The 25225-nt window shown below is 73.9% G+C and carries 16 protein-coding genes and 2 pseudogenes; 3 read left to right on the top strand and 15 right to left on the bottom strand.

The features are described from left to right. Window positions 1–41 precede the first annotated feature (41 nt). Window positions 42–1343, bottom strand: a complete 1302-nt coding sequence (locus ACGFQC_RS31285; protein WP_363089990.1) for a type II CAAX prenyl endopeptidase Rce1 family protein — start codon at window positions 1341–1343, stop codon at window positions 42–44. Window positions 1344–1481: 138 nt separating this feature from the next. Here ACGFQC_RS31285 and ACGFQC_RS31280 point away from each other — a divergent pair, with 138 nt between their 5' ends. Both ACGFQC_RS31280 and ACGFQC_RS31275 read left to right on the top strand, forming a co-directional pair. Next, the gene (locus tag ACGFQC_RS31280) at window positions 1482–3839 is read left to right on the top strand and encodes a histidine kinase (RefSeq protein ID WP_363089991.1); all 2358 of its coding nucleotides are present in this window, start codon (window positions 1482–1484) and stop codon (window positions 3837–3839) included. Then, entirely contained in the window at window positions 3839–4495 is a 657-nt protein-coding gene (locus ACGFQC_RS31275) for a response regulator transcription factor (protein WP_363090071.1), read from the top strand. Before ACGFQC_RS31280 ends, ACGFQC_RS31275 begins: the two co-directional genes overlap by 1 nt. A gap of 468 nt (window positions 4496–4963) precedes the next feature. Here the strand turns inward: ACGFQC_RS31275 and ACGFQC_RS31270 are convergent, their stop codons facing one another. From ACGFQC_RS31270 to ACGFQC_RS31250, 5 genes are all read right to left on the bottom strand, one after another. Next, window positions 4964–8338 carry a pyruvate carboxylase gene (locus ACGFQC_RS31270; RefSeq protein ID WP_363089992.1) on the bottom strand — a complete coding sequence of 1125 codons (3375 nt, stop codon included), beginning with the start codon at window positions 8336–8338 and terminating at the stop codon, window positions 4964–4966. A gap of 77 nt (window positions 8339–8415) precedes the next feature. Further along, window positions 8416–8874, bottom strand: coding sequence for a hypothetical protein (locus tag ACGFQC_RS31265; RefSeq protein WP_363089993.1), 459 nt, complete (start codon window positions 8872–8874; stop codon window positions 8416–8418). A gap of 112 nt (window positions 8875–8986) precedes the next feature. After that, window positions 8987–9829, bottom strand: coding sequence for a lysozyme (locus tag ACGFQC_RS31260; RefSeq protein ID WP_363089994.1), 843 nt, complete (start codon window positions 9827–9829; stop codon window positions 8987–8989). Window positions 9830–9954: 125 nt separating this feature from the next. Further along, window positions 9955–10149: a hypothetical protein gene (locus tag ACGFQC_RS31255; protein ID WP_363089995.1), complete on the bottom strand. Its 195-nt coding sequence runs from the start codon at window positions 10147–10149 to the stop codon at window positions 9955–9957. A 173-nt stretch (window positions 10150–10322) separates the two neighbouring features. Continuing rightward, window positions 10323–10976: a beta-glucanase gene (locus ACGFQC_RS31250; protein ID WP_363089996.1), complete on the bottom strand. Its 654-nt coding sequence runs from the start codon at window positions 10974–10976 to the stop codon at window positions 10323–10325. Between the two features lie 302 nt (window positions 10977–11278). Between ACGFQC_RS31250 and ACGFQC_RS31245 the strand changes: the two are divergent. After that, window positions 11279–13873, top strand: a pseudogene (locus ACGFQC_RS31245) (immunoglobulin-like domain-containing protein); the annotation flags it as partial. A gap of 118 nt (window positions 13874–13991) precedes the next feature. Here the strand turns inward: ACGFQC_RS31245 and ACGFQC_RS31240 are convergent. The 9 genes and pseudogenes from ACGFQC_RS31240 to ACGFQC_RS31200 all read right to left on the bottom strand — a co-directional run bounded on the left by ACGFQC_RS31240 (window position 13992) and on the right by ACGFQC_RS31200 (window position 25128). Then, window positions 13992–16790, bottom strand: a complete 2799-nt coding sequence (locus ACGFQC_RS31240) for a hypothetical protein (RefSeq protein ID WP_363089998.1) — start codon at window positions 16788–16790, stop codon at window positions 13992–13994. Next, on the bottom strand, window positions 16787–17899 hold the full coding sequence (locus ACGFQC_RS31235; protein ID WP_363089999.1) for an AAA family ATPase: 1113 nt from the start codon (window positions 17897–17899) through the stop codon (window positions 16787–16789). The genes ACGFQC_RS31240 and ACGFQC_RS31235 overlap by 4 nt, the downstream gene beginning before the upstream one ends. 59 nt (window positions 17900–17958) lie before the next feature. Beyond that, complete coding sequence (locus ACGFQC_RS31230) at window positions 17959–19464, bottom strand: VWA domain-containing protein (RefSeq protein WP_363090000.1); 1506 nt, start codon at window positions 19462–19464, stop codon at window positions 17959–17961. Beyond that, the gene (locus tag ACGFQC_RS31225) at window positions 19461–20837 is read right to left on the bottom strand and encodes a hypothetical protein (RefSeq protein WP_363090072.1); all 1377 of its coding nucleotides are present in this window, start codon (window positions 20835–20837) and stop codon (window positions 19461–19463) included. The genes ACGFQC_RS31230 and ACGFQC_RS31225 overlap by 4 nt, the downstream gene beginning before the upstream one ends. Before the next feature lie 93 nt (window positions 20838–20930). Beyond that, window positions 20931–21425: pseudogene (locus tag ACGFQC_RS31220) on the bottom strand (hypothetical protein); the annotation flags it as partial. Window positions 21426–21697: 272 nt separating this feature from the next. Continuing rightward, window positions 21698–22306 (bottom strand): flavin reductase family protein, encoded by a 609-nt coding sequence (locus tag ACGFQC_RS31215; protein ID WP_363090001.1) that lies wholly within the window; start codon window positions 22304–22306, stop codon window positions 21698–21700. Window positions 22307–22356: 50 nt separating this feature from the next. Continuing rightward, window positions 22357–22797 carry an Lrp/AsnC family transcriptional regulator gene (locus ACGFQC_RS31210; protein ID WP_363090002.1) on the bottom strand — a complete coding sequence of 147 codons (441 nt, stop codon included), beginning with the start codon at window positions 22795–22797 and terminating at the stop codon, window positions 22357–22359. A 53-nt stretch (window positions 22798–22850) separates the two neighbouring features. Next, on the bottom strand, window positions 22851–24185 hold the full coding sequence (locus ACGFQC_RS31205) for a transaminase (protein ID WP_363090003.1): 1335 nt from the start codon (window positions 24183–24185) through the stop codon (window positions 22851–22853). 196 nt (window positions 24186–24381) lie between these two features. After that, window positions 24382–25128, bottom strand: coding sequence for an STAS domain-containing protein (locus ACGFQC_RS31200; protein WP_363090004.1), 747 nt, complete (start codon window positions 25126–25128; stop codon window positions 24382–24384). Window positions 25129–25225: the final 97 nt, after the last annotated feature.

Raw genomic sequence — 25225 nt, 5'->3', positions numbered from 1 at the left:
ACCGGCCGTCGGGGGGAGTTGCTCGTGCTCACGGGCGGACGCTAGCGCGGGCCGCGGGCGGAGTCATCGGACGGGAAGGCAGCGGGAGGTGTCCCCGGGGGCAGATCCGGTACGTCCGTGCGGACACCGTGGAGGACCGGAAAGCCGGGGACCGGCGCGGGGACATGTCCGGCTGGGGCGGGCGGGAGCAGCGCGGAGGCGTGTCCGGCCGGGGCGGGCGGGAGCAGCGCGGGGACGGGCGGCAGGGGTGCGGGGACGGGCGGCAGGGGTGGCGGGGCGGGCGGGAGCGGTGCCGGGGCGGTGCGCGCCGGTCGCCGCCGCCGGGCGAGCCACAGGACGGCGGCGGTGTAGAGGGCGATCCCGGCCAGGTCGAGGACGGCGAGTTGCCAGGGCAGGTCGGCGGCGGTGTCCTCGCTCTTCAGACCGTCGACGACGGCGGCCGCGGCCGCGAAGGCGAAGAGGTTGTTGACGACGTGCAGGCCGATGGCCGCCTCCAGCCCGCCGGTACGCACGGTCAGCAGGCCCGTGACGACCCCGAACACCACCAGGTCGGCGAAGCCCCAGGGGGTGCCCCAGCCGTGGGCGGCGGCGAACAGCACCGCCTGGGGCGCGACCGCGATCCAGGGCGAACGGACGAAGGCGCCGACCGCCTGGGTGAGCCAGCCGCGGAAGACGTACTCCTCGGCCGCCGCCTGGAAGGGCACCAGCAGGACGAGCACGGCCAGGGCCGGCCCGAAGACCTCCCAGCCGGCCCACCGTTGCGGCTCCCCGTCCTCCGCGGACAGCAGGAACATCGCCCCGCCGGTCACGGCGAGGACCGGCAGGGCCGCGAGCACGCACAGGCCGAGCCAGCGCCACCGCAGTCCGCCCGTCACGGAGGAGACCGTGCCGGCCGGACGGCGGCCGATCCACCGGACCGCGAGGAGTACGAGGGGGATGGCGACGGCGAGCATGGCCAGGTCGACGGCGGTGGTCGTCACCGGCCCGAACTCCACGATGCCGTCCAGGCCTTCGGGGTAGCCGCGTGCGACTCCCACGGCGGAGACGAGGGCGTAGAGCAGTCCGGCCGTCAGGGTGTACGCCACCGCCACGAACAGGGTGCCGAGGACGGGCCGCCACCATCGGTGACGTGCCGCGACGCGGGCCAGCCGGTGGTAGCCGAGCGGTTCGGCGGGGTGGCTCGGCGGCGGGACGGCGAGGTGGCCCGACGGCGGGACGGCGAGGTGACCGGGCGGCGGAAAGGCGAGGTGACCGGGCGGCGGAAAGGCAAGGTGGCCCGACGGCGGGAGGGCGGCGGGAGGGGGAGGGAGCGGAGGTGTCCCGGGGGCGGGCGGGTTCGTCATGGCGGCCATCCTCGCCGACCGCCGGTTCCCGGGCATCGACCCGGCGCAGGAACGGCGCCTCCGTCGCAGGGTAGAGGGCGGCCTCGTACCGGTGACGGGTGCGGCCCGGCCGGGCCGCGGCCTACGCTCGTCGGCGACATGGACACGATACGCAACTGGCTGCTCCCCGCCCTGCTCGCGGCCGGACAGCTCACCTGGTGGGCGACCGGCCCCGACCCGGCAGGCGCGAACGCGCCGGGACCGGTCCGGCTCGCGGCCGTCCTGGTCGTCCTGGCCGCCGAGACCGTCGCGCTGGGCCGTCGGCGGCAGGCGCCGGTGCGGTGCCTGGCCTGGACGCTGGGCACCCTGGTGGCCGGCCAACTGGTCTGGGAGGACGGCTGCCTGGGCCTCGGCGCGCCGGTCGCGCTGTACTCGGTCGCCGTCCACCGCCCCGTGCCGGTGACCGTCCGCGCGGTCGCCGCGGCCGTCGGCGTCGAGTGGCTGCTGTCGTTCGTGCACATCGGGGTCCGGCCGGCCCTCGCCTCGGAATGGGCGCTCGGCGCACTGGGGTACCTGGTGTGCGCGGGGCTCGGCGAGGGCCGGCGCCAGTGGCTCGACGGACGGTCGGCCGCCGCCCGCCGGCTGGCCGGCGCGGAGGAGGCCCGGCGACGGGCGGCCGACACCGAACGGCGGCGGCTGGCGCGCGAGTTGCACGACGTGAGCGCGCACCACCTGACGTCCGTCGTCATCACCGCCGACGCCGCCCGCCGGCTGGGGCCGGGAAGACCGGAACTGGCGGCGGAGGCCCTGTCGTTCGCGCAGCGCACCGGCGCCGAGACGCTCACCTCGCTGCAACGGCTCGTCGGGCTGCTGTGGGACACCGACGACGGCGCGGAATCCCGTCCTATGACCGCCCGGATCGAAGAACTCATCGCCGGTTTCGGACGGTTGGGCCGGCCGATCGAGGCCGACCTCCCCGACGACCTGGCCGGTCCCGCGGCGGAGGCGGTCCACGGGATCGTCCGCGAGGCCCTCACCAACGCCCTGCGTCACGCGCCGGGCTGCGCCGCCCGCGTCGGCGTCCGGCGCGGGTACGGCGTCCTGGAACTGACCGTGGACAACGCCCCACCGCGCGGCTCCGCCCCGCCCGGGGTCGGCGGTCTGGGATCGGGGCGCGGGCTCGCGGGGATGCGGGAGCGGGCCGCCGCCGTCGGCGGAGAGCTGACCGCCGGTCCCCGGCCGGACGGTGGCTGGCGGGTCCGGGCCATGCTGCCCGACGCCGCCGGGCCCCGGGGGCCGGCCGAGGAGGCCGGACGCCGGGACGTACTGCGGGAGCAGCGGCTGGCCGATCCGGTCCTGGTGTTCTCGGCGGCGGTACTGCCCCTGGTGTCCGTGCTGGTCGCCGCGGAGGACTGGACGGGCGCGAGCCTGCGTGCCGCCCTGCCCGCGCTGTTCGTCCTGGCGGCGCTGCTGACGGTCCACGCGGCGCCGCTGCTGTGGCGCCGGCGTGCCCCGTGGGCGGCTCTGCTCGGGGTGTTGGCCACGTCGTGGCTGTGGCCGGTGACGGTCGTCGTGGCCGACCTCCCGGTGCGGGTGTCGCGGTTCCTCGACGTGGGAGCCGTCGCGGAGCTGCTCGCCGTGTACGCGATGGGGGTCTACGGCCGTGGCGCCTCCCGTACCTGGCCGGCCTGGGGAGTGTCGGCGGTGTCCCTCTCCGCGGTCGTGGTGCTGACGGCCGCGGCGGAGGGGAGGCTGACGGGGACGGGGACGGGGACGGCATCGGTACGGCTCACCGCCGTGGTGGTGTTCGTGCCGCTGGCCGTCCTGACGGCCGGGGTGTTCGCCGCCCTGTGGGGCGCCGGACTGGCCGTGCGCCGCAGGCGCCTGCGGGTCCTGGCCCTGGACGACCACGCGCTCGCCACCTCGCTGTGGCACGCGGAGCGGGCGGCGGACGCGGAACGGCGGCGGCTGGCGGCGAAGCTGCGCGACGCCGTCCTGGAGCGCACCGCCGCGCTGGTCGAACGGGCCCGGCAGGGACAGCTGGAGGAGGTGGCCACGGAGGCCCGGGCGGCGCTGGCGGCGATGCGCGAACTCCTGCACAGCCTGGGCGGGTCCGAGGACCCCGGGCAGCGTCGCTCCCCCGCGGACCTCGTCTCCCTGTACCGGGACCTGTCCTCGTCCGGCCGCCGGGTGAGCGTGCGCGGCCTGCCGAAGGCCGCGCGGGACCTGCCGTCCTCGGTGGCGCTGTCGGCGTACGGGATCGTGGAGACGGCGCTCGGCGCGGGTGACCAGGGGCCGGCGCGGGTCACGCTCAGGCGGCACCGGGACACGCTGCGGATCACCGTGTCGGGCGTGCCGCTGGCGGTGACCGGGCCGGTGGCCGAGCGGCTGCGGGCGCGGGTCCCCGCCGGGGCGGGGCGGATCGTGCTCGAAGCGCCCGGTATCGTAAGGGCGTTGCTGTCGGCCCGGCCGGGTCCGGAGCCCGTTCAGGAGGTGTCCCCGTCGTCACGCGTGTGATGGTCGTCGACGACCAGGCCGTGGTCCGTGCCGGATTCGCCGCCATCGTGGACGCCGAACCCGATCTGACCGTGGTCGCCGAGGCGGGTGACGGGGCGTCGGCGGTGGCGCTGGCCGCCGAGGAGCGGCCCGACCTGGTGCTGATGGACATCCGCATGCCCGGCATGGACGGCCTCACCGCGACCCGTCTCGTCACCTCGGTGCCGGACGGGCCTCGGGTGCTGGTGCTGACCACCTTCGACCTGGACGCCTACGTCTACGAGGCGTTGCGGGCGGGGGCGTCGGGGTTCCTGCTCAAGGACGCCATGCCCGAGGACCTGCTGTCCGCGATCCGGGTCGTCGCCGCCGGGGAGGGCATCCTCGCCCCGACCGTGACGCGCCGCCTGATCGGCACCTTCGCGCAGGGCGCCCCGCGGCCGCCCGCCGTCACCGGTGCGCTGTCCTCGCTCACGCCCCGGGAGAAGGAGGTCCTGCTGCACATCGCGGCGGGGCTGGCCAACGCCGAGATCGGCGCCGCGCTCGGGGTGACCACGGGCACGGTGAAGACCCATGTGAACGCCCTGCTGTCCAAACTGGGGCTGCGCGACCGCGTGCAGGCCACGATCCTGGCGTACGAGAGCGGGCTGGTGCGGCCGCGCGGCACGGCCGACGCGTAGGGCGCGTCTGACGATTCCCGTCGGGCGCGCGACGCCTGGCACGGCACTCCCCCGGCCTTCGGCCGGGGGCACCCCCACGCCGCGTTGTCGGATCACCCGAGTACATCCGGTACACGGGCGATCCTCCGCCCTGCGATCCTCCCCCACTGCCCGAACGGCGTGGGAGGTGCCCCCAGCACCAGACGCCGCGCGCTGATCCGACGCGAATCGTCGGACACGCCCTCGAGCCTCCCGTTCCGACCAGGCCGGGCTCGCGGGCCCGGCCGGGGCAGGCGGCCCCGGGAACCCGGCCCGCACCACCGCCTGTCCGGGCCGGTGGCGTCCCGCCCGCGCGAGGCGCGGGAACCGTCCGGCGTGCGGGCCGGCCCCGACGGCCCGCAGGACGACGCCGAGTGCTCCGACGGTACGCGGCCGCCGGTGAGTGACCGGCCGGGGCCGCACGGCCGGGGCGGGCCCGCCCCGGCCGGTTCAGCCCACCTCGACGAGCAGGTCGCCGCCCTCCACCTGCTGGATGCGGTTGATGGCCAGGCGGTTGACCCGGCCGCCCCGCGGGGCGGTGATGGTGGCCTCCATCTTCATCGCCTCGATGGTGGCGACCGTGGCGCCGGCCTCCACCTCGTCGCCCTCGGCGACCGCCAGGGTCACCACGCCCGCGAACGGTGCCGCGACATGGCCGGGCTCGGACCGGTCGGCCTTCTCGGTGACCGGGATGTCGGAGGCGGCCGCCCGGTCGCGGACCTGGACGGGCCTGAGCTGGCCGTTCAGGGAGGACATCACGGTGCGCAGGCCGCGCTCGTCGGCCTCGCCCACCGCCTGCAGCTCGATCAGCAGCCGCACGCCGGGCTCGAGGTCGACGGCGTACTCCTTGCCCGGCCGCAGTCCGTAGAAGAAGTCCTTGCTGTCCAGGACGCTGGTGTCGCCGTAGGCCTGGCGGTGGGTGTCGAACTCGCGGGTGGGGCCGGGGAACAGCAGCCGGTTGAGGGTGGCGCGGCGGGACTTCTCCAGGCCCTCCCGGTCCTCGCCGGTCAGCTCCGCGACGGGCTTGGCCCCGGCGCGGCCCCGCAGGGCCTTGGTGCGGAACGGCTCGGGCCAGCCGCCGGGCGGGGTGCCCAGCTCGCCGCGCAGGAAGCCGATGACGGAGTCCGGGATGTCGTAGGAGTCGGGGTGGGACTCGAAGTCGCCCGGGGACACCCCGGCGCCGACGAGGTGCAGGGCGAGGTCGCCGACCACCTTGGACGACGGGGTGACCTTCACCAGGCGGCCCAGGATGCGGTCGGCGGCCGCGTACATCGCCTCGATGTCCTCGAAGCGGTCGCCGAGGCCGAGCGCGACGGCCTGGGTACGCAGGTTGGACAGCTGGCCGCCGGGGATCTCGTGGTGGTAGACGCGGCCGGTGGGCGAGGCGAGGCCCGCCTCGAAGGGGGCGTAGATCCGGCGGACGCCCTCCCAGTACGGCTCCAGGTCGCCGACGGCCTGGAGGTCGAGGCCGGTGGGGCGGTCGGAGTGGTCGGTCGCGGCGACCAGCGCCGACAGCGACGGCTGGGAGGTCGTCCCGGCCATGGAGGCCACGGCGCCGTCGACGGCGTCCACGCCGGCCTGGATCGCGGCGAGGTAGGTGGCGAGCTGGCCGCCCGCGGTGTCGTGGGTGTGCAGGTGCACCGGCAGGCCGAACTCGCGGCGCAGCGCGGAGACGAGGGTGGCGGCGGCCGGGGCGCGCAGCAGGCCCGCCATGTCCTTGACGGCCAGCACGTGGGCGCCGGCCTCGACGATCTGCTCGGCCAGGCGCAGGTAGTAGTCGAGGGTGTAGAGGCGCTCGCCCGGGTCGGACAGGTCGGAGGTGTAGCACAGGGCGACCTCGGCGACCGCGGTGCCCGTCTCGCGTACGGCGTCGATGGCGGGGCGCATCTGGCCGACGTCGTTGAGGGCGTCGAAGACGCGGAAGATGTCGATGCCGGTGGCGGCGGCCTCCTGCACGAAGGCGTCGGTGACCTCGGTCGGGTAGGGGGTGTAGCCGACGGTGTTGCGGCCGCGCAGCAGCATCTGGAGGCAGATGTTGGGGACGGCCTCGCGCAGGGCGGCCAGCCGCTCCCAGGGGTCCTCGGCGAGGAAGCGCAGGGCGACGTCGTAGGTGGCGCCGCCCCAGCACTCCAGGGAGAGCAGCTGGGGCAGGGTGTGGGCGACGGCCGGGGCGGCGGCGAGGAGGTCCTTGGTGCGCACGCGGGTGGCGAGCAGCGACTGGTGGGCGTCGCGGAAGGTGGTGTCGGTGACGCCGAGCGTCGGCGACTCGCGCAGCCGGCGGGCGAAGGCCTCGGGCCCGAGCTCGACGAGCAGTTGCCGGGAGCCGGCGGGCGGCTCGGCGGCGGGCAGCGGGGGCAGCTTGGTGACGGGGTCGGTCAGGTCGGGCCGTTCGCCGTGCGGCTTGTTCACGGTGACGTCGGCGAGGTAGGTGAGCAGCTTGGTGCCGCGGTCGGCGGAGGAGCGGGCGGTGAGCAGGTGCGGGCGTTCCTCGATGAACGAGGTGGTGACGCGCCCGGCCCGGAAGTCGGGGTCGTCCAGGACGGCCTGGAGGAACGGGATGTTGGTGGCGACGCCGCGGATGCGGAACTCGGCGACGGCGCGGCGGGCGCGGTTGATGGCGGTCGGGAAGTCCCGCCCCCGGCAGGTGAGTTTGACGAGCATCGAGTCGAAGTGGGCGCTGATGTCCGTACCGGCGTGGGTGGTTCCGCCGTCGAGGCGGATGCCGGACCCGCCCGGCGAGCGGTAGGCGCTGATGCGGCCGGTGTCGGGCCGGAAGCCGTTGGCGGGGTCCTCGGTGGTGATGCGGCACTGCAGGGCCGCGCCGCGCAGGGTGACCGTGTCCTGCGACAGGCCGAGGTCGGCCAGGGTCTCGCCGGAGGCGATGCGCAGCTGGGCCTGGACGAGGTCGACGTCGGTGACCTCCTCGGTGACCGTGTGCTCGACCTGGATGCGCGGGTTCATCTCGATGAAGACGTGGTTGCCGTCGCGGTCGAGGAGGAACTCGACGGTGCCGGCGTTGCGGTAGCCGATCTCGCGGGCGAAGCGGACGGCGTCGGCGCAGATCCGGTCCCGCAGTTCCGGGGCCAGGTTCGGGGCGGGCGCCAGTTCGATGACCTTCTGGTGGCGGCGCTGGACCGAGCAGTCGCGTTCGAAGAGGTGGATGACGTCGCCCTCGCCGTCCGCGAGGATCTGCACCTCGATGTGGCGGGGGTCGACGACGGCCTTCTCCAGGAAGACGGTGGGGTCGCCGAACGCGGACGCCGCCTCCCGGGACGCGGCCTCGACGGCCTCGCGCAGCCGGTCGGGGTCCTCGACGCGGCGCATGCCGCGTCCGCCGCCGCCGGCGACCGCCTTGACGAAGACCGGGAAGCCGACGTCCTCGGCGGCGCGGAGCAGTTCGTCGACGTCGGCGGAGGGCTGCGAGGAACCGAGGACGGGCACGCCGGCGGCCCGGGCGGCGGCGACCGCGCTGGCCTTGTTGCCGGTCAGTTCCAGGATGCGGGCGTCGGGCCCGACGAAGGTGATGCCCGCCTCCTCGCAGGCGCGGGCCAGTTCGGGGTTCTCGGAGAGGAACCCGTAGCCGGGGTACACGGCGTCCGCGCCCGCCCGGCGCGCCGCGCCGACGATCTCCGCCACGGACAGGTACGCCCGGACCGGATGTCCCGGCTCACCGATCTCGTAGGCCTCGTCGGCCTTCAGCCGGTGCAGCGAGTTGCGGTCCTCGTGCGGGAACACCGCGACGGTGCGCGCGCCCAGTTCGTAGCCGGCGCGGAACGCCCGGATCGCGATCTCGCCACGGTTGGCGACCAGCACCTTGCGGAACATCCTGGATCCCTTCAGCCTGCCGGTGACGGCACCATGGTGTCGGTGCCGTCACCGGAGTGCCATGTGAGTCGGGCCACTCACCCTCGTGTTCCCCCCGTTTCCGGGCGGGCGGTGTGGTCGGGATGACCGGCGGTACGGCGGGCTTCCTTCATCTCCGCCTCGTGGAGGTGGTCCCGGCCCTCGGCCAGTTCGTCGACGGCGGCGCGCTCGATCCGCTTGAACGCCTCGTAGTAGGTGCGGTCGTAGGCCTCGACGATCTGGAAGGTCCAGTGGCCGGGGATGACGTTGCGGCCGAGGATCTCGGTGGAGACCTTCTCGGCCCATTCGTCGTGCCCGGCCCTGCGGAGCAGGGACACCGCCTCGTCCAGTTGGAGGTCGGCGGTGCCGGTCAGCTGGTGGAATCCGTAGAGGTGGCCTCTGGCCCGCTCCGTCGTCTCCAGCGCTTTGGACAGGGCGCCCAGCGCCTTCACGGTGTCGTCGCTCAGCCCTTCGGGACGGCGGTGGTCGCGGTCGGGTCCATCGTGGTGCGTGTGCATGCTCTCGCCTGTCCCCCGGACCGGACCGGTCATGCCCGGTGCGGCCCGGGCCGTGGGATGCGCGACGGCGGTACGGCGGGCCCGTCGTCGTGGGCCGGCGGGCCCGTCGCGGTCAGCCGGTGGCCAGTTTCCGCAGTCGGTCCGGGGTGCCGTTGAACCGGTCGTGGTCGCCGACGGTGGGTCCGGTGGAGGTGTACTGCCAGAAGGTGTGGTACGTCCAGCCGGCCGGGAGGGTGCCGGGCGTGGCGGCGTACCGGGCGATCCACAGGGGGTTGGTGGCGGCGAACCCGGCGTGGTTGCCGGTGCACTGGGTCCACCAGCTGGTGGCGGTGTAGATGACGGCGTCGCGGCCGGTGCGGGCCTTGTAGCGGGCGAGGAAGCTCGCGATCCAGGAGACCATCGAGGCGTGGGTCTTGCCGAAGCAGGCGTCGCCGTAGGGGTTCCACTCGATGTCGAGGACGCCGGGCAGGGTCGTGCCGTCGGGGGTCCAGCCGCCGCCGTGGTCGACGAAGTAGTCGGCCTGCGCGGCGCCGCCGGAGGTGTCGGGCGTCGCGAAGTGGTAGGCGCCGCGGAGCATGCCGACGGCGCGGGAACCGCTGTACTGCTGGGCGTAGTAGGGGTTGGTGTAGGAGGTTCCCTCGGTGGCCTTGACGTAGGCCCAGGTCACGCCGGAGGCCCACAGCGTCGCCCAGGCGACCTCCCGCTGGTGGCTGGAGACGTCGACGCCCTCGGGCTGGGTGGCCGCGCGGGTGTCCGGGGAGCCGGTCCGGCCGTCGTGGAGGACGACGCCCATGCCCATGCGGGCGGTGCCGCGGGCGGGGGCGCCGGGCGGCTCCCCGCCGGGGGCCGGCGGGGATATGGGCTGGTGCGCGGAGAGGAGTACGGACAGGACGACCGGCAGACCGGTCGCGTACAGACGCAGGCGGCCGAACGCCGCTCTCATGGGCCTTCGCATGCCTCCCATCTGATGTGCTGTCGCGGATGCCCGCACCTTTTCGTCCCCCCGTCGGCCGTACCCCCCGGGCGACGGGGCCCGGGGGGAGGTGCGACGCGGGAGGTCCCGCGCAAAGGCCGGCCGGGTCAGTTCCGGTTGGCGTCCAGTAGCGTCTGCAAATGGACCATGCAGGGGGCGCAGTGGCGGTCGGTGGTGTTCGTGGCCGTCGCGCCGGTGGCGGAGACATCGGTGCCGCACAGGCTCGTCCCGTGGTGCGGGACCACCACGTGCCACACATGCTCACCGCCACCCGACGCGAGGCCCACCTTCATCTCGTACACGGCTCGTCCCTTCTGTCGGGCGTACCTCCAGAAGACCGTGCGCGGCGCCCGGCGTCCCCCTGGGGCGGGCCATTCGGGGGAGGCCGTAGCCCGGTCGCACCACCCGGGTGGCCGGCCGGCGTGGGCCGTGGCACAGTGCCCCGCACGTCGGCCGGGCCCGCGGGACGCCGGGCTCAGGTGTCGCGGTGGACGGTGAGGGAGGCCACCTCGAAGGACATCTCCGTCACCTCCGGGTCGGGCTCCGGGTGGTAACGGCCTGCGCACACCGAGAGGTTGACGATGAGGTAGGCGTGCCACCGCCGGCCGACGCCGCGCCGGTCGGCGAAGACCACCTCGCCGTTCAGGTACCACACGACGTTGCGGGCGCCGAACTCGACGGCGAGGTCGATCCAGCCGCCGGGGGCGACCGCGTCGTCGCGGTGGTAGCGGTTGGCGGCCCGCACGTGGTTGGTGAGTTCCAGCAGGTCCGGGTTGTCGGGGTGGTACTCGAAGACGTCGATCTCCTGGTCGCCGTCGCGCCAGGTCCAGATGGCGGGCCAGGCCCCGGTCTCGACGGGCAGCCGCACCCGGGCCTCGAGCCGGTCGCCGGTGCGGGCCATGAAGCCCTCGTCGCTGCCTTCCGTGGTGAGCAGCCCCGTGTCCCAGAGGCCGTCGTCGCGTCGGGTGGCCCGGAAGGTGCCGGTCCGCGAGTAGGCGGGATCAGCCACGAGGTGGTCGAGTTTGTTGTCGCCGGGGTTGACGGGCCCCCCGTCGGGATAGGCCCACGAGCGGCCCGCGACCCACTGGTGGTCCGAAGCGAAATCGGCTCTGAAACAGACGTCGGTCACCGGCGTGCTCCTCGCGCTCGCGCGTTCTGCCAAGGACGGTCTGCCCTTTGCACCCGCACGCACACGGCGGCCGCCCGTAAACAACCCGGGCGAGGGACCCCGGTCCGCACGGGTGCTCAACTCCCGCACTGGCGAGCGGAACGGGGATCGCCACCTCAACGGCCTTTGATGCGGGGCCCGTTGCTACCCGCTCCCTCTCCGTTCGGCATGTCGGACATTGTTCGAGATCTATTGACGCCGCGCCGATCCGCGTTTGACACTCTCGCAACACCACGTCACAGAGCGGAAACGGCGGGCCGACCATGACGCACACCCCACGACGCCGCAGCCGCGGCAGACGCCGCGCGGCAGGCCTCGCCGGACTGACTACCGTCTCCGTGCTCATGGGCCTCACCGGCACCGCGACGTCCGCGCGGGCGGCGGAGGCCGCCGACGTCACGGACGGACTCGTGCTGCGGTACGCCCTGGACGGGCCGGCCGGCGTCACCGACTCCTCCGGGCACGGCCGCGACGGCACCGTCCAGGGCACCGCCGACTGGTCGGCCACCGGTCAGGGGCTCGGATTCAACGGCTCCGACACCTACGTCAGGCTGCCGAACGACCTCATGAAGGGCCTGAGTTCGATCTCCGTCTCGATGGACGTACGCATCGACGCCGCCCAGAGCACGCCGTACTTCCTCTACGGCTTCGGCAACTCCGGCGGCGGCAGCGGAAACGGCTACCTCTTCACCACCGGCGACTCCCTGCGCACCTCCGTCGCGAGCGGCAACTGGTCGACCGAGCAGACGACGAAGCCCGCGGACTCGCACGACCTGACCCGCGCGGTGTGGAAGCACGTCGCGTACACCCAGACCGGCACCACGGGTGTGCTCTACGAGGACGGCGTGGAGGTCGCCCGCAACACGGCGGTCACCCTCACGCCCGGCGCCGTCGGGTCCGGTACCACCACCGCCAACGCGATAGGCAGATCGGTCTACTCGGGGGACAGACCGTTCAAGGGCAGGATGCGTGACTTCCGCGTGTACGACCGGGCACTGACCGGCTCCGAGGCCGAGCGGCTCGCGCTCCCCGTGGCCACGGGGGGCGTCGCCGACGACAAGGCCGCGCTCGCTCTCGGCGACACCGACGGCGTCACCTCCGATCTCGTCCTGCCGAGGGCCGGGACGGCCGGCGGCTCGTCCATCACCTGGCGGAGCGACAACCCCGCCGTGGTGTCGGACGCCGGCGCGGTGACCCGCCCCGCCGCCGGGGAACCGGACGGCCACGCCACGCTCACGGCGACCCTGCGGAAGGGAACCGTCAGTGACACCAGGACCTTCGAGGTCACGGTCCGCGCGGCCTTCGACGACAGGACCGCCACCGAGGAGGCCGCCGAGGCGCTGACCGTGCACGACCTCGACGACGTGCGCGGCAACCTCACGCTGCCCGCCGACGGCGCCCACGGCACGAAGGTCACCTGGTCCTCCGCGAAGCCCGCCGTCGTCTCCGCCGGGGGCGTGGTGCGACGTCCCGCGCACGGCGCGGGCGCCACCACCGTCGAACTGACCGCCACCGTCACCAAGGGCGAGGCCGTCACCACCCGCGACTTCACCGCCCGGGTGCCGGAACTGCCCGCGGGACAGGACCTCGAGGGCTACCTGTTCAGCTACTTCACCGGCGAGGGCACCGCGGACGGCGAACAGGTCCACTTCGCCCTCAGCAAGGGCAACGACCCTCTGAAGTGGCGGGAGTTGAACGACGGCGCCCCCGTCCTGACCTCCACGCTCGGCGAGCGGGGCCTGCGCGACCCGTTCATCATCCGCTCCCCCGAGGGCGACAAGTTCTACCAGATCGCCACGGACCTGCGGATCCACGGCAACGGCGACTGGGACGCCGCCCAGCGCACCGGCAGCAGGTCCATCATGGTCTGGGAGTCCACCGACCTGGTGAACTGGACGGACCAGCGCCTGGTCGAGGTCTCCCCGGAAAGCGCCGGCAACACCTGGGCACCGGAGGCCCACTACGACGAGGAGCTCGGCGAGTACGTCGTCCTCTGGGCGTCGAAGCTGTACGCCGACGCCGGCCACTCCGGTGACACGTACAACCGCATGATGTACGCCACCACCCGCGACTTCCACACCTTCAGCGAGCCCGAGGTGTGGATCGACCGCGGCTACTCGGTCATCGACTCCACGGTGATCCGGCACGACGGCACCTACTACCGGCTGTCGAAGGACGAGCGGAACAACTCCTCCTCCACGCCCAACAGCAAGTTCGTCTTCGAGGAGAAGAGCGACTCGCTCCTGGACACCTCGTGGACCGCGGTCGCCGAGGGCATCGGCAAGGGCGCGATGAACGCCGCCGAGGGACCCCTGGTGTTCAAGTCGAACACCGAGGAGAAGTGGTACGCGTTCCTCGACGAGTTCGGCGGCCGCGGCTACATCCCCTTCGAGACGACCGACCCCGGCTCCGGCGTCTGGACCCCGTCCACCGGCTACGACCTCCCCTCCCGGCCCCGCCACGGCACGGTCCTGCCGGTCACCGGGGCCGAGTACGAGCGGCTGCTGAAGACGTACCAGCCGGACCAACTGCCCCAGAGCGTCGAGGACATCGAGGTCGAGACCCGCGTCGGTGACGCACCCGTGCTGCCCGCCACCGTCGTCGCCCGGTACGCCGACGGCGTCGAGCGGCCCGTCGCGGTCACCTGGGAGACCCTCCCCGAGTCGGCGTACGCCCGGGCCGGCACCTTCACCGTGCGGGGAAGCCTGCCCGACGGCACCTCGACCGTCGTGCGCGCCGAGGTCACCGTCTCAGAGAAGGGCCCGGACGTACCCGCCGACCTCGTCCTGCGCTACCGCTTCGACGAGACCGGCGGCAGCGTCGCCCGCGACTCCAGCGGCCACGGCCGGCACGGCACGGCACCTACCGGCTCCCCCTGACCTGCGGTCGCAGCAGCGACTCGGCCACGGTCACCGTCGTCAACGCGGCCCCTGCGATCACGCCTGTCACCGGCCCGAGCACGCCGGTGAGTGTCCGTCAGCCGGCCGCCAGCAACGCCTCCAGCGCCGTCGCGGTCCCCGGGTGACCGGCGAGGAGCGCGGCCCCCCGCGGGGCGTGTGCCGCGGGGCTCTCCCAGGCGCCCTCGCAGCCGAGCAGTTCCGCCAGCGCGTCGCACGTCGCGGGGTGCGCGGCGAGGAGGGCGGCACCATAGGCCGCGCCGCCCGGCCGGCCCGTCGGGACGGCCACGGGCTCCTGCGGGGCGCGCCACGGCGGCACCCAGGAGTCCAGCTCCGCCAGCCGGGCCGGGAAGACGCGGCCCGCCTCGCGGATCAGCAGCGGGGCCAGCTCCGCGCCGCCCGCCCGCAGGCTGGTGATCAGCGTCGGCAGCCAGGGCAGCAGCACCGGGTCCGGGAGCCGCGCGAAGGCGTTCGACACCGCCTCGACGACGAAGTCCGCCAGTTGCGGCACCGGTTCCAGGGCGTGCACGAACCCGCTGAGGTAGCGCGGGTACGCGGGCACCACGAGGGGATTTCCGAGCAGCTCGTCGCAGCGGGCCCGCAGCTGTGTCCGGGACAGCGTGCCGAGGTGGGTCTGCGCCGCCCACAGCAGTGCCGTGCGGGACGGCTCCCCCGGATGGGACTGGGCGAGGGCCAGCTCCAGTTGGGTACGGTCGCAGCCCAGGGAGAGGGCGAGGCCCTCCATGCTGAAGAGGAACCCCAGCATGGCCGCGACCTGCCGGACGGTGGCGTCCTCGTCGGTGAACGCCGTCGGCAGCAGCGTGCAGTAGTGCGCGTAACCGGTCGTGACGAAGGACTCGATCCACGGCGGCAGGACCGGCTCGGCGGTGCGGTAGTACGCCAGCAGGCGGCGCACGCGGCGCAGCACCTCGGGGGCGCCGTCCACGCTGCGCTCCGCCGCGAGGACCTCCAGGGCGCGGGTGCCCAGCTCGTCGGCGAGGCGACGGCTGCGCAGGTGGAGGATGGCGTCCTCGACGGTCTCCAGGACCTGCGCCGCCGTCGCCTGCGGGGCGTACGCGACGCGCCGCAGGCGCTGTTCCAGGACCTGCTCGATGCTGACGCCCTCGTAGCCGAGCTCGATGAGGGCGCGCTGGTGGGTGCCGAGGGCCAGGTCCCAGGACTCCTGGATGGGGCGCTCCCCGAGGCGCCGGTCGCCCATGATCGGCCGGGCGGCGCCCCGGGGCAGCAGCCGGCGCAGCATCCACAGCACGTCGGAGCAGCGCTCCAGTTCGGGCCGGGCGGCGATGTCCAGCAGGGCGCGCTGCACGCCGCGCTGCTGGAGCCGGAGGTCCAGCGGGGCGAGCCGGTCGTGGACGTCCCGGGCGAGGGGCGGCAGGGCGTCGTAGCCGACCTGGCCGATCCGGTCGCCGCCCATCATGATCTCGACGAGCCGGCCGATGTCGCGCCGCCCCGGTACGGCCTCCTTCTCGATGCAGGTGACGGCCGCGTCCTGGAAGTCGTACGGGGTCGGGCGGACCCGGTCGCGCATTCCGGCCAGCAGGATCGACGTCTCGAACACGGCGATGGCGTCCGCGGTGGAGGCGAGGTAGCCGTTGCGCCGCGCGGCCCGCACGATCTCCACCGACCAGCCGAGCAGTTCGGCCTCGTCGAGGGGATCGAGGGCGGGCGGCCGCCGGAGGAAGCCGGTGAGCCGGTCGGCCGGCGGGGCCTGGGAGGCGGGCAGCGCGGGCACGGCCGCCTTCCTCGGCCCGGTGCTCTTCTTCGTGCCGGCCTGTCCTTCCAGGCGGTACGGCCGCACACCGGTCCGCTTGAGGTTCTTGGCCCATTCCGACGCGGCGATGGACACGGATCCGGCGGCCAGGCCGAACTGTGCCTCGATCGCGGCGTGGCTGGAGGGGATGAGTCCGTGCCGCCACGTGGTGGGGGTGGGCGGGGTGATGGTGAAGGTGCCGCCGCCTTCGACGCCGAACTCCTCGACGCGGCTTGCGGCGTGGAACGCGCCGCAGACGTAGAGGCAGTCGGCGGGGTCGGTGCCGGTGGCCGCGAGGTGCTCGCGCATCCGCGTCCACATGTACCGTTCGCGGTCCTCGTCGACCCGCACCCGGCGCCGGTCGCCGGGTGCCAGGCGCCTGAAGAGGCTGCCGATGAGCAGCATGACCTGTCGGTAGGTGTCGTGGTCGCTGTCGCCGAGCGGCAGTTCGACGTACTGGTGCCACCACTCCGACCAGTGCCGCACCCGGCCGTGGCGCAGCAGGTGCTCCTCCAGTTCGGCGAAGCGGGGCCGCAGGTCGCCGATCTCGACGCCGACCGCGTCACCGTGCAGGACGCTCTCCTCGTCGGCGGGCGGCGCGTCCGGGTCGGTGTCCGCGGCGGGCGGGGTCTCCCACTGGAACACGTGGTCCGAGGAGCGGTCGACGAGGACGAGCTCGACGCCCGGGGTGTCGAGGGCGTAGGCGATCGCCTGGTACTCGGCGGAGGCCTCGGTGACCGGGGCGACCACCGACAGCGGTGACCAGTCGGCGGGGAAGCCCTCCACCTCGGTCGCGAACGCCTGCAGCGCCACCGGGAGGCGGCAGTTGCGCAGTTCGGTGAGGAGGGGCGCCATGTCCTCGCACAGCTCCAGGTAGACCACCTTCGGCTGCTTCTCGCGCAGTCGGCGGGCCATGGCGAGCGCCGAGGCCGGGGAGTGGTGGCAGACCGGGAAGATCTCCAGCGGCTCGCGCACGGCGCGCTCGACGTCGTCGACGATGCCGTGGAGGATGCCCTCCAGGGCGCCGGGCCCGTCGGCGAACGTGGTCGCCGCGTCCTGGAGCTGGGTGCGCAGGGCGCCGAACGCGCCCTCGGGCGGGGCGCTCACGACAGGGTCGCGATCGCGTCGCGGCCGCCTTCCAGGAACTCCGGCCAGGAGCCCCCTTCCTCCTTGCTGCGCGGCTCGACGACGCCGTGCAGGTACTTGTTGAGGATGGCGAGGTCCTCGGGTTCGCGGCGGGCCAGGGAGCCGACCAGGGAGGAGGCGAGGGTGCGCGCGGTCAGGGCGCGCTCGCCGAAGAAGTTGCTGTGCAGGACGGCGTCCTCCAGGACACCGATCTGCTCGGCGGTGGACAGCGCGGACTCCAGCTTCTCGTCGTCGCCGGCCGCCGCGGCGGAGGAGGCGCGCAGGTCGGCGAAGCTCTGCAGCAGCACGTCCAGCAGGGTGGGCGGGACCTCCAGTTCGATCTGGTGGCGGCGCAGCAGCTCCTCGGTGCGGAAGCGGACGATCTCCGCCTCGCTCTTCTTGTTCGTCACGACGGGGATGCGGACGAAGTTGAAGCGGCGTTTGAGGGCCGAGGACAGGTCGTTGACGCCCCGGTCGCGGCTGTTGGCGGTGGCGATGACGGAGAAGCCCGGCTTGGCGAACACGATGCCGTCGCTGTCGAGTTCGGGGACCGAGATGTACTTCTCGGACAGGATGGAGATCAGGGCGTCCTGGACGTCGCTGGTGGAGCGGGTGAGTTCCTCGAACCGGCCGATCGTGCCGGTCTCCATCGCGGTCATGATCGGCGAGGGGATCATCGATTCGCGGGACTGGCCCTTGGCGATGACCATGGACACGTTCCACGAGTACTTGATGTGGTCCTCGGTGGTGCCGGCCGTGCCCTGGACGACCTGGGTGGAGTTGCGGCAGATGGCGGCGGCCAGCAGCTCGGCCAGCCAGCTCTTGCCGGTGCCGGGGTCGCCGATGAGCAGCAGGCCGCGGTCGGAGGCGAGGGTGACGATGGCCCGCTCGACGATGCCGCGGTCGCCGAACCACTTCTGGGAGACGTCCCGGTCGAGGCCGTCCGCCCGCTCGGAGCCGAGCACGAACAGCCGGATCATCTTGGGCGACAGCCGCCAGGAGAACGGCTTGGGACTGTCGTCCACCGACTCCAGCCAGTCCAGTTCCTCGGCGTACTTGATCTCGGCGGGGGCGCGCAACAGGTCGGACATCGACAGGCCTTTCTGCGGAAGGGCGAGAGGGAGGAGAGAGAGGGGGCGGGGCGGGCGTCTCAGGTGAGGAACGTCTTCAGCTCGTGCACGAGCTTGCGGATGTGACCGGAGAGCACGGGTGTGCCGAGGTCCTTGAAGCGTTCCCGGAACCAGGGGTTGACGCTGCCGCGGCCGGAGCTGGTCACCGAACCGACGGGGATGAACTTGACCCCTGAGCGGTGCAGGGCGGCCATGCTGTCGTAGAGGGGCTCGCCGCGCCACTCGTAGAAGTCGGAGATCCACACCACGACGGTGTTGCGCGGCTCGGCGATCTTCGGCTGGGCCAGGGCCATGGCGACGGTGCCGTCGGTGCCGCCGCCGAGGTTGGTGCGCAGCAGCGTCTCGAAGGGGTCGTGCACCCAGGGAGTCAGGTCGAGCGCCTGGGTGTCGTACGCGATGAGGTGGACGTCGACCTTCGGCAGCCCGGCGAAGATCGAGGCCAGGATGGTGCAGTTGACCATGGAGTCGACCATCGAGCCGGACTGGTCCACCACGACGACGAGCCGCTGGGGTGTGGTCCTGCGGGCGGTGTGCCGGTAGTAGAGGCGGTCGACGTAGAGCCGCTCCTCCTCGGGGCTGTAGTTGGTGAGGTTCTTCCAGATGGTGCGGTCGAGGTCGAGGTTGCGGAACACCCGCTTCGGCGGGACGGACCGGTCGAGGGCGCCGACCGTGGTCTTCTCGACCTGGGTGCGCAGCACTTCGGCGACCTCGTCGACGAACCGGCGGATCAGCGCCTTGGCGTTGGCGAGGGCGACTCCGGACAGGTTGTTCTTGTCCCGCAGCAGTTGCTCGATCAGCGACATGCTCGGGGTGAGCCGGGCGGCGAGCGCGGGATCGGCGAGCACCTCCCGCAGGTGCATCCGCTTGACCAGGTCGCCTTCGAGGGCGCCGAGTTCGGGTCCGATCTGCGGGATCAGCCGGCTGAGGTCGGGGGTGCGGCCGTTGCCGCCCGAGCCTGTCGGGCCGGCGCCGCGGCCGCCGCCGGCCCGTCCGCCGCGCAGGTCGCCGGGCGAGCAGCCGAGCGCCCGCTCCAGCCAGCCGGCGTCGGACTGCCAGCGCGCCAGCTGACCGGCGCTGACGGCTCCGGTGCCGGTGGCGAAGACGTTGAGCAGCACCTTGGAGACGAGGGCCGCGCGCCGCACCTCGGCCGGACGGTCACGCGTGTCGTCGGCGTCGGGGCCGACCGTCGGTTCGGGCTCGGGTCCGGGCTCGGGCTCGGGTCCGGGTTCGGGCTCGGGTCCGGGTTCGGGCTCGGGTCCGGGTTCGGGGACCATCAGACCGTCGAACTCGGCGGCCAGTTCCGGGTGGCGCTGCACGAGGGAGTCGACGGAGGCTCCCGGGTCCAGCAGCGCGGGCGGCAGGCCGATGTCCTCGACGACGGCGAGGCTCGCGGACTCCAGCGCGGCCTGCTCCTCGGGGTCGAAGAGGCGGGCCAGGAGACGCCAGTAGAGGACCTGGCGGCGGTTGTCGTGGGGGTCGGCCTCGGTCTCGGCCGGGTGGTGGACGCCGGTCTCGGGCTCGGTCATTTGCGCAGCAGCCTTCCCGCTCGCTCCCGCAGGACGGTCACGGCGTCCGTGGCGGCCTTCTCGGCCCTGGCGCCGGTCTTGTCGGTGGTGCCGCCCGCCCAGGCGCCCGCCTGGAGGGCGGTGGTCTTCCTGCGCACCGTGGTCTCGACGGCGAGCGGCTGGAGGCGGAACGCGCCGTCGTCCCAGCGCAGCAGGCCGACACAGGCGCTGGAGGCGGCCACCGCGTCGGGGGTGAGGGGACCGGCGGCGGGGATGCGGTCGGTGTCCACGGCCAGGGAGTGACCGGCGAAGCCGAAGGCGATCGTGGAGTCGCCGTCCTGCCGGGCCTCGTAGCCCTCCAGGAACACCGGTTCGGCCAGGCGCGCGGGGTGGCGGTCCAGCGGTGCAGTGGGCGGTGCCGTGGCGGCCGGGAGGGCGACGCAGGCGGTGGCGAAGGCGTCGGCGGGTTCGCCCGCGCGGGCCCGGTCGTCGTCCCAGATCAGGTCGCCGTCCTCGGTGAGGGGCATGTCGGTGAGCTGCATGGACCGGCCTTCGCCGAGGGCGCCGAGCAGCGCCAGGTGGGGCCGCAGGAGCTGCCAGACACCGGCCGCGACGACGGTGTCCGGCTTGGGCACGGAGACGCTCGCGCGCACCAGGCGGGCCGGGCCGCCGTCCGCGGGCTCGAACACCGCGTGGACCTGAGCCTGGGCGGCCGTCGCGTGTTCGTGCAGGTCGACGCCGAGGGGAAGCAGCCGGCCGGTGGCGGGGGCGGTCGGTGCCGGCTCGGCGGCGCCGGGCCGGGTCAGCAGCAGGGCGCGCGCCCACAGGTCGCCCCAGCGGCGGGCGGGGAAGCGGTCCAGGGCGGCGCCGGGGCAGGAGGCGGCGAGTTCGGCGGCGAAGCCGTCGAGGAGGGTGGCCAGTCGGCGCAGTGCGGGGTCGGGCAGCATCGCGGAGACGATCTGCGCGGCCGATCCGACGAGTTCGTGGTCGATGCCCTGCCAGCCGGCGCGGGCCAGGTCGGCGAGCCAGGTCCGGGCGGCCAGCAGCAGGTTGACGGTCTGCGGCGGCGCCGGGGCGGGTGCCGTGGCCTCGCCGCGGGTGCGGCCGGTGCTCTCGTCGGCGCGGGCCGCCAGGGCGTCGTGGGCGGCGCCCAGGAGGGCGGTGCGGGCGGCGGCGAGGGCGACGAGGTGGTCCTCTCCCGCGGCTCCCGCCGCCGCCTTCTCGACGGCTTCCGCGACCCGGGCGGCCAGCGGCGAGCCGGCCACCGCGTGGGCGAGTTCCGTCAGGTCGGCGACGCGGGCGGGCTGCGGGCGGAGCAGGCCCGCGACGAGGGCCCGGTCGAAGGCGTCGACCGCCGCCAGCGCCTCGTCGAGGCCGTCGACGGGGGCGGTCAGCGGGTGCGCGGGCCCCGCTTCCGGCTCCGTCTCCGTTTCCGTCTCCGTGACGGGTTCGGCCGCGCGCGCGGGCGCTCCGGGGACGTCCGGCGTCCTGGTCGGCGGGAACCACTGCATCTCGGGCAGCGGGGCCGTGGTGGGGGCGAGTTCGAGGTAGGCGAGGTGCCGCAGGAAGCGGCTGAAGACGGAGGCCGCCGCGGTCTTGCCGTCGGCCGGGGCGGGCCGGGTGGCGGTCATGGCGGCGGTGATGCCGGGGGCCGTCGCCTCCCCGCCGGCCGGCTCGGCGCGCAGGTAGCGGGCGACGCGCTCGGCGCCGTACTGCAGGACGGCCTCGGTGATCAGGGCGCGGATGTGGTTGCAGTACGAGCCGCGCGCACCGCCGCAGGGGCGGTTGTTGTTGGTGCTGCACGCGAACGCGTACGTCCCGGCGACCACCGACGAGACGTACACGCGCTCGATGTCCGAGCCGCTGGAGACGACGCCCTGGAGGCGTCCGTCGGCCAGTTCGACGAAGGGGACCTTGGCGAGTTTGCGGGGCCGCGCGGGCGGCACCACGCGGGCCGTGCTCGACTTCTCCCAGTCCGACAACGCACCATCTCCTTTGCAGCACAAAACCCGGTCGCGCCGAGTCGGCGCAGCACAGGGGGGCTGTCGCACCGGAGTCGGTGCGACAAGAACGAAGCTACCGGTGACCACTGACAACGCTCCTCGGTCACCTGTGCGGAGCGGCTCCGGCGCCCGCCGCCGGACCGGCGTGCGGTCGGAGCCCGGCGCGGGGTCAGGCCCGGGATCATTCGCGGGGTCAGGCCCGGGGTCAGGCCCGGGCTGGCGCGAGGTCAGGCCCGGGGCCAGTGGCGGGATCAGGCCCGCGGCCAGTCGCGGTAGGGGATGCGAGCGAGTTCGCCGACCTCGCCGACGGTGCTCCACTCGTCGCCGCCGAGCCGGGCCAGTGGCCGCAGCCTGCGGATGTCGGGCCGGCCGTCGACGACGGCGTCCTCGTGCACGGCGGCGTGCACGACCTGCCCGAGGACCAGGGTGGAGTTGCCGATGCCCAGGGTGGAGTGGAGCCGGCATTCGAGCGCCACCGGAGAGGCGGCCACGCGGGGCGGCGCCACGAGCAGCGAGGGCTCCCGTTCGATGCCGACGGCGTCGAACTCGTCCATCTCCGCGGGGAAGTCGACCGCGCTGGCGTTGATCTGCTCGAGGAGCGGCTCGGGGGCGAGGTTGACGACGAACTCGCCGGTGGCCTCGATGTTGCGCAGCGAGTCCTTGCGGCCCACGGAGGTGAACTGGACGATCGGCGGGTCGGTGCAGGCGACGGTGAAGAAGGAGTGCGGCGCGAGGTTCGCGGTGCTGCCGTCGGCCGCCAGGGTCGACACCCAGGCGATGGGCCGGGGTACGACGACGGCGGTGAGGAGCCGGTAGAAGGCTCCGGCGCCCATGCTGTCGGGGGAGTGGTCGATGCGCATGGCGCCCGTTCCACCGGAGTGGCCGGGTCCCGGCGCCTGCCGCCCCGGCCTCAGCCGACGTCCCAGAGGAAACGGTGGGTGTGGATGGCGAAGTAGGGGAACGACTGGACGGCGGCGACGCCTTCGAGCTGCCGGACGGTGTCGTTGACGAAGTCGAGCAGCTCCTTGGCGGTGGGGCTGACGACCTCGGCGAAGAGGTCGAACCCGCCCGAGGTGAGCACGGAGTGGACGACCTCGGGGTGGCCGGCGAGCGCGTCGGCGACGGGCCGCGGGTCGCCGTCGGCGGTGATGCCGAGGAGGGCCATGGCCTGCCCGCCCATGGCCATCGGGTCGGTGACGCCGACGACCTGGACGGCGCGGGAGTCCAAAAGGCGTTGCAGTCGCTGCCGGGCGGCGGACGCGGAGAGCCCGACTCTGGGACCGAGGTCGGCGTACGCGATGCGTCCGTCGGTCTGCAGTTCGCGCAGGATGGCCCGGTCGATCTCGTCCATGGGGTGCGTCCTCTTCCTGTCCTGCCGTCAGTCGGGTTGTTCAGCGGGCCGGTTCAGCCGGCCAGCTCGGCCAGGGCCGACGCGAACAGTTCGGTGTGCGCGTCCACGTCCTGTTCCGTCGTGTCGGGGCACATGAGGGCCATGTTGTGGAACGGGGTGAGCAGGATGCCCCGGTTGGCGAGGTAGAGGTGGAGGAAGTCCTCCAGCTCGGTGTCGCCGGCCGTCGCGGCCTCGGTGCCGGTGCGGGGCGCCGGGGCGGTGAAGCGGTACTCGGTGCGGGCGCCGAGGCGGCTGACGGACCAGGGCAGGCCGTGGGCCTCGACACCGGCCCGGACTCCGGCCTCGAAACGCTCGGACAGCTTGTGCATGTGGGTGAACGCCTCGTCGGTGAGGACGTGTTCGAGGGTGGCGCGGGTCGCGGCGACCGACAGGGCGTTGCCCGCGAGGGTGCCGCCGACACCGCCCATGTCGACGAGGTCGAGGAGCCGGTCGGCGAGGTCGGCGGACAGTCCGTAGGCGCCCGCCGGGATGCCGCCGCCGATGGCCTTGCCGATGGTCAGGACGTCGGGCTCCAGGTCCCAGGCGGCGGTGCAGCCGCCGGGTCCGGCGGAGAAGGTGTGCGTCTCGTCGTTGACGAGGAGCACGCCGTGCCGGCGGGTCAGTTCGCGTACGCCCGCGAGGTAGCCGGGCTCGGGCAGGACGATGCCGATGTTGGTGAGCGCGGGCTCCATGAGGACGGCGGCCACGTCGCCGTGGGCGAGTTCGCGTTCCAGGTGCTCCAGGTCGTTGAACTCGGCGACCCGGCTGGTGAGGGTGACGTCGCAGGGTGCTCCGACGTTGCCGGGGCGGGCACGGCCGTTGCCGTCGGGGCCGGTCACGATCAGGGACTCGTCGACGCTGCCGTGGTAGCAGTAGCTGTTCACCAGGATCTTCGGGCGGCCGGTGACGGCGCGGGCGAGGCGGACGGCCCAGCGGTTGGCGTCGGTCGCGGTGAGCGAGAAGCTCCAGCGGGTGAGCCCGAAGCGGCGGGTCAGCTCCGCGCCCACCCATTCCGCGTCCTCCGTGGGCAGCATCGCGGTCGCGCCGCCGAGCACGGTGAAGCGCCGGTGCACGGCGTCGCCGACGGCGGCGGGAGAGTGGCCCGCCATGGCTCCGGTGTCCCCGAGGCAGAAGTCGATGTACTCGTGCCCGTCGAGGTCGCGGACGCGGGCGCCGCGCGCGGAGTCCAGATAGCGGGGGAAGGTGCCGGCCGTCTTGTTCATCCAGGTCATCGGCACGCGTCCGAAGAGGTGGTCGGCGCGCTCGTGGGCGGCCCGGGAGCGGGGGTTGCGCCGCTCGGCGTCCGCGCTCTCGCGGGCCAGCAGGTCACGCAGTCGGGCACGGTCCATGGCACACCCCGGATCGACGGAACGAGTGAATACCGGGAACCTACGACCGAAAACGAGAGGAAGGCAAGACCAGGCGATCGATTCGGCGGTCGTGACACTCGAACCCGTCGCCGACCCGGCCGTCACACGCAGGCCGGGCGTCGGGGCGATCGCCGCGCTCGGCGTCCCCGGCGCCGACGCTGCCGCCCCGCGCGGGTCACCCGTCGAAGCGGTCGGCCCTCTCCCCCGCCGGGGACGCGGAGCGGACCCGGGCGACGGCCGCCGCCACCTGTTCCCGGACGGCCTCCGGCGGCGGGTCCCCCTCCACCGCGCCGACGAGGCCGCGTGCGAGGTGGTGCAGCTTGGTGTTGGTGTGCTGGGAGGCGTCGACCAGCACCCGCCAGGCGTCCTGCGCGCTCAGCGCGAACGAGGCCATGAGGATGCCGCGGGCGAGGTCGATCACCGGGCGGGTCCGCATGGCCCGTCGCAGCTGGACGACCTCGGCACGCAGGTCCGGCTCACCGCCGGGGGCCTGGGGCGGGCCGGGGTCGAGCGCGTCGTCCGCGGGGCGGGGACCGGGGTCGGCGAACAGCCGCGCCGTGCCGGTCAGTTCGAGGAGCCGTTCCACCGCGGGGGCGGCCGAGCGGACGACGACCTTCTTGCCCTGCCGCAGGCCCCGCTCGCGCAGTTCGAGCAGCACGTTCAGGGCGGCGCAGTCGCAGAACACGACAGCGCCGAGATCCAGTTCCACGGCACCGGCGGCGGCCAGCGCCGCCCGCAGGGCGTGCTCGAGCGGCTCGGTGGCGTCCAGGTCCAGCTCTCCGCGGATCTCCACGGTCACCCGGTCGCCCCGCGCGTGCAGGGACACCCAGGGCACCGGCCGGATGTGCGGCGCACCGCCCGCACCGGCCCTCGGGCCACCCTCGCCGGCGCCGCGCTCCGTGTCGTACGCAGGCTCTGCCATGACCGCCTCCCCGGCCACCGTCCTCACCTTCCCAGATTCACTCCGATACCCGCGATACGTCAACTGATACACGAAATTCCGTTCCGGTTTTCGTGTA

The organism is Streptomyces sp. NPDC048734 (assembly GCF_043198675.1).
Taxonomy (GTDB): domain Bacteria; phylum Actinomycetota; class Actinomycetes; order Streptomycetales; family Streptomycetaceae; genus Streptomyces.
Note: the sequence above shows the minus strand (reverse complement) of the source record. Positions and strands in the feature narration are given on the sequence as shown.

Coding starts and splice junctions, on each gene's coding strand:
- ACGFQC_RS31200 (WP_363090004.1), bottom strand. CDS start 25,128: ATGGCAGAGCCTGCGTACGACACGGAGCGCGGCGCCGGCGAGGGTGGC.
- ACGFQC_RS31260 (WP_363089994.1), bottom strand. CDS start 9,829: ATGCGAAGGCCCATGAGAGCGGCGTTCGGCCGCCTGCGTCTGTACGCG.
- ACGFQC_RS31270 (WP_363089992.1), bottom strand. CDS start 8,338: ATGTTCCGCAAGGTGCTGGTCGCCAACCGTGGCGAGATCGCGATCCGG.
- ACGFQC_RS31265 (WP_363089993.1), bottom strand. CDS start 8,874: ATGCACACGCACCACGATGGACCCGACCGCGACCACCGCCGTCCCGAA.
- ACGFQC_RS31205 (WP_363090003.1), bottom strand. CDS start 24,185: ATGGACCGTGCCCGACTGCGTGACCTGCTGGCCCGCGAGAGCGCGGAC.
- ACGFQC_RS31285 (WP_363089990.1), bottom strand. CDS start 1,343: ATGACGAACCCGCCCGCCCCCGGGACACCTCCGCTCCCTCCCCCTCCC.
- ACGFQC_RS31215 (WP_363090001.1), bottom strand. CDS start 22,306: ATGCGCATCGACCACTCCCCCGACAGCATGGGCGCCGGAGCCTTCTAC.
- ACGFQC_RS31235 (WP_363089999.1), bottom strand. CDS start 17,899: ATGTCCGACCTGTTGCGCGCCCCCGCCGAGATCAAGTACGCCGAGGAA.
- ACGFQC_RS31230 (WP_363090000.1), bottom strand. CDS start 19,464: ATGACCGAGCCCGAGACCGGCGTCCACCACCCGGCCGAGACCGAGGCC.
- ACGFQC_RS31275 (WP_363090071.1), top strand. CDS start 3,839: ATGGTCGTCGACGACCAGGCCGTGGTCCGTGCCGGATTCGCCGCCATC.
- ACGFQC_RS31210 (WP_363090002.1), bottom strand. CDS start 22,797: ATGGACGAGATCGACCGGGCCATCCTGCGCGAACTGCAGACCGACGGA.
- ACGFQC_RS31280 (WP_363089991.1), top strand. CDS start 1,482: ATGGACACGATACGCAACTGGCTGCTCCCCGCCCTGCTCGCGGCCGGA.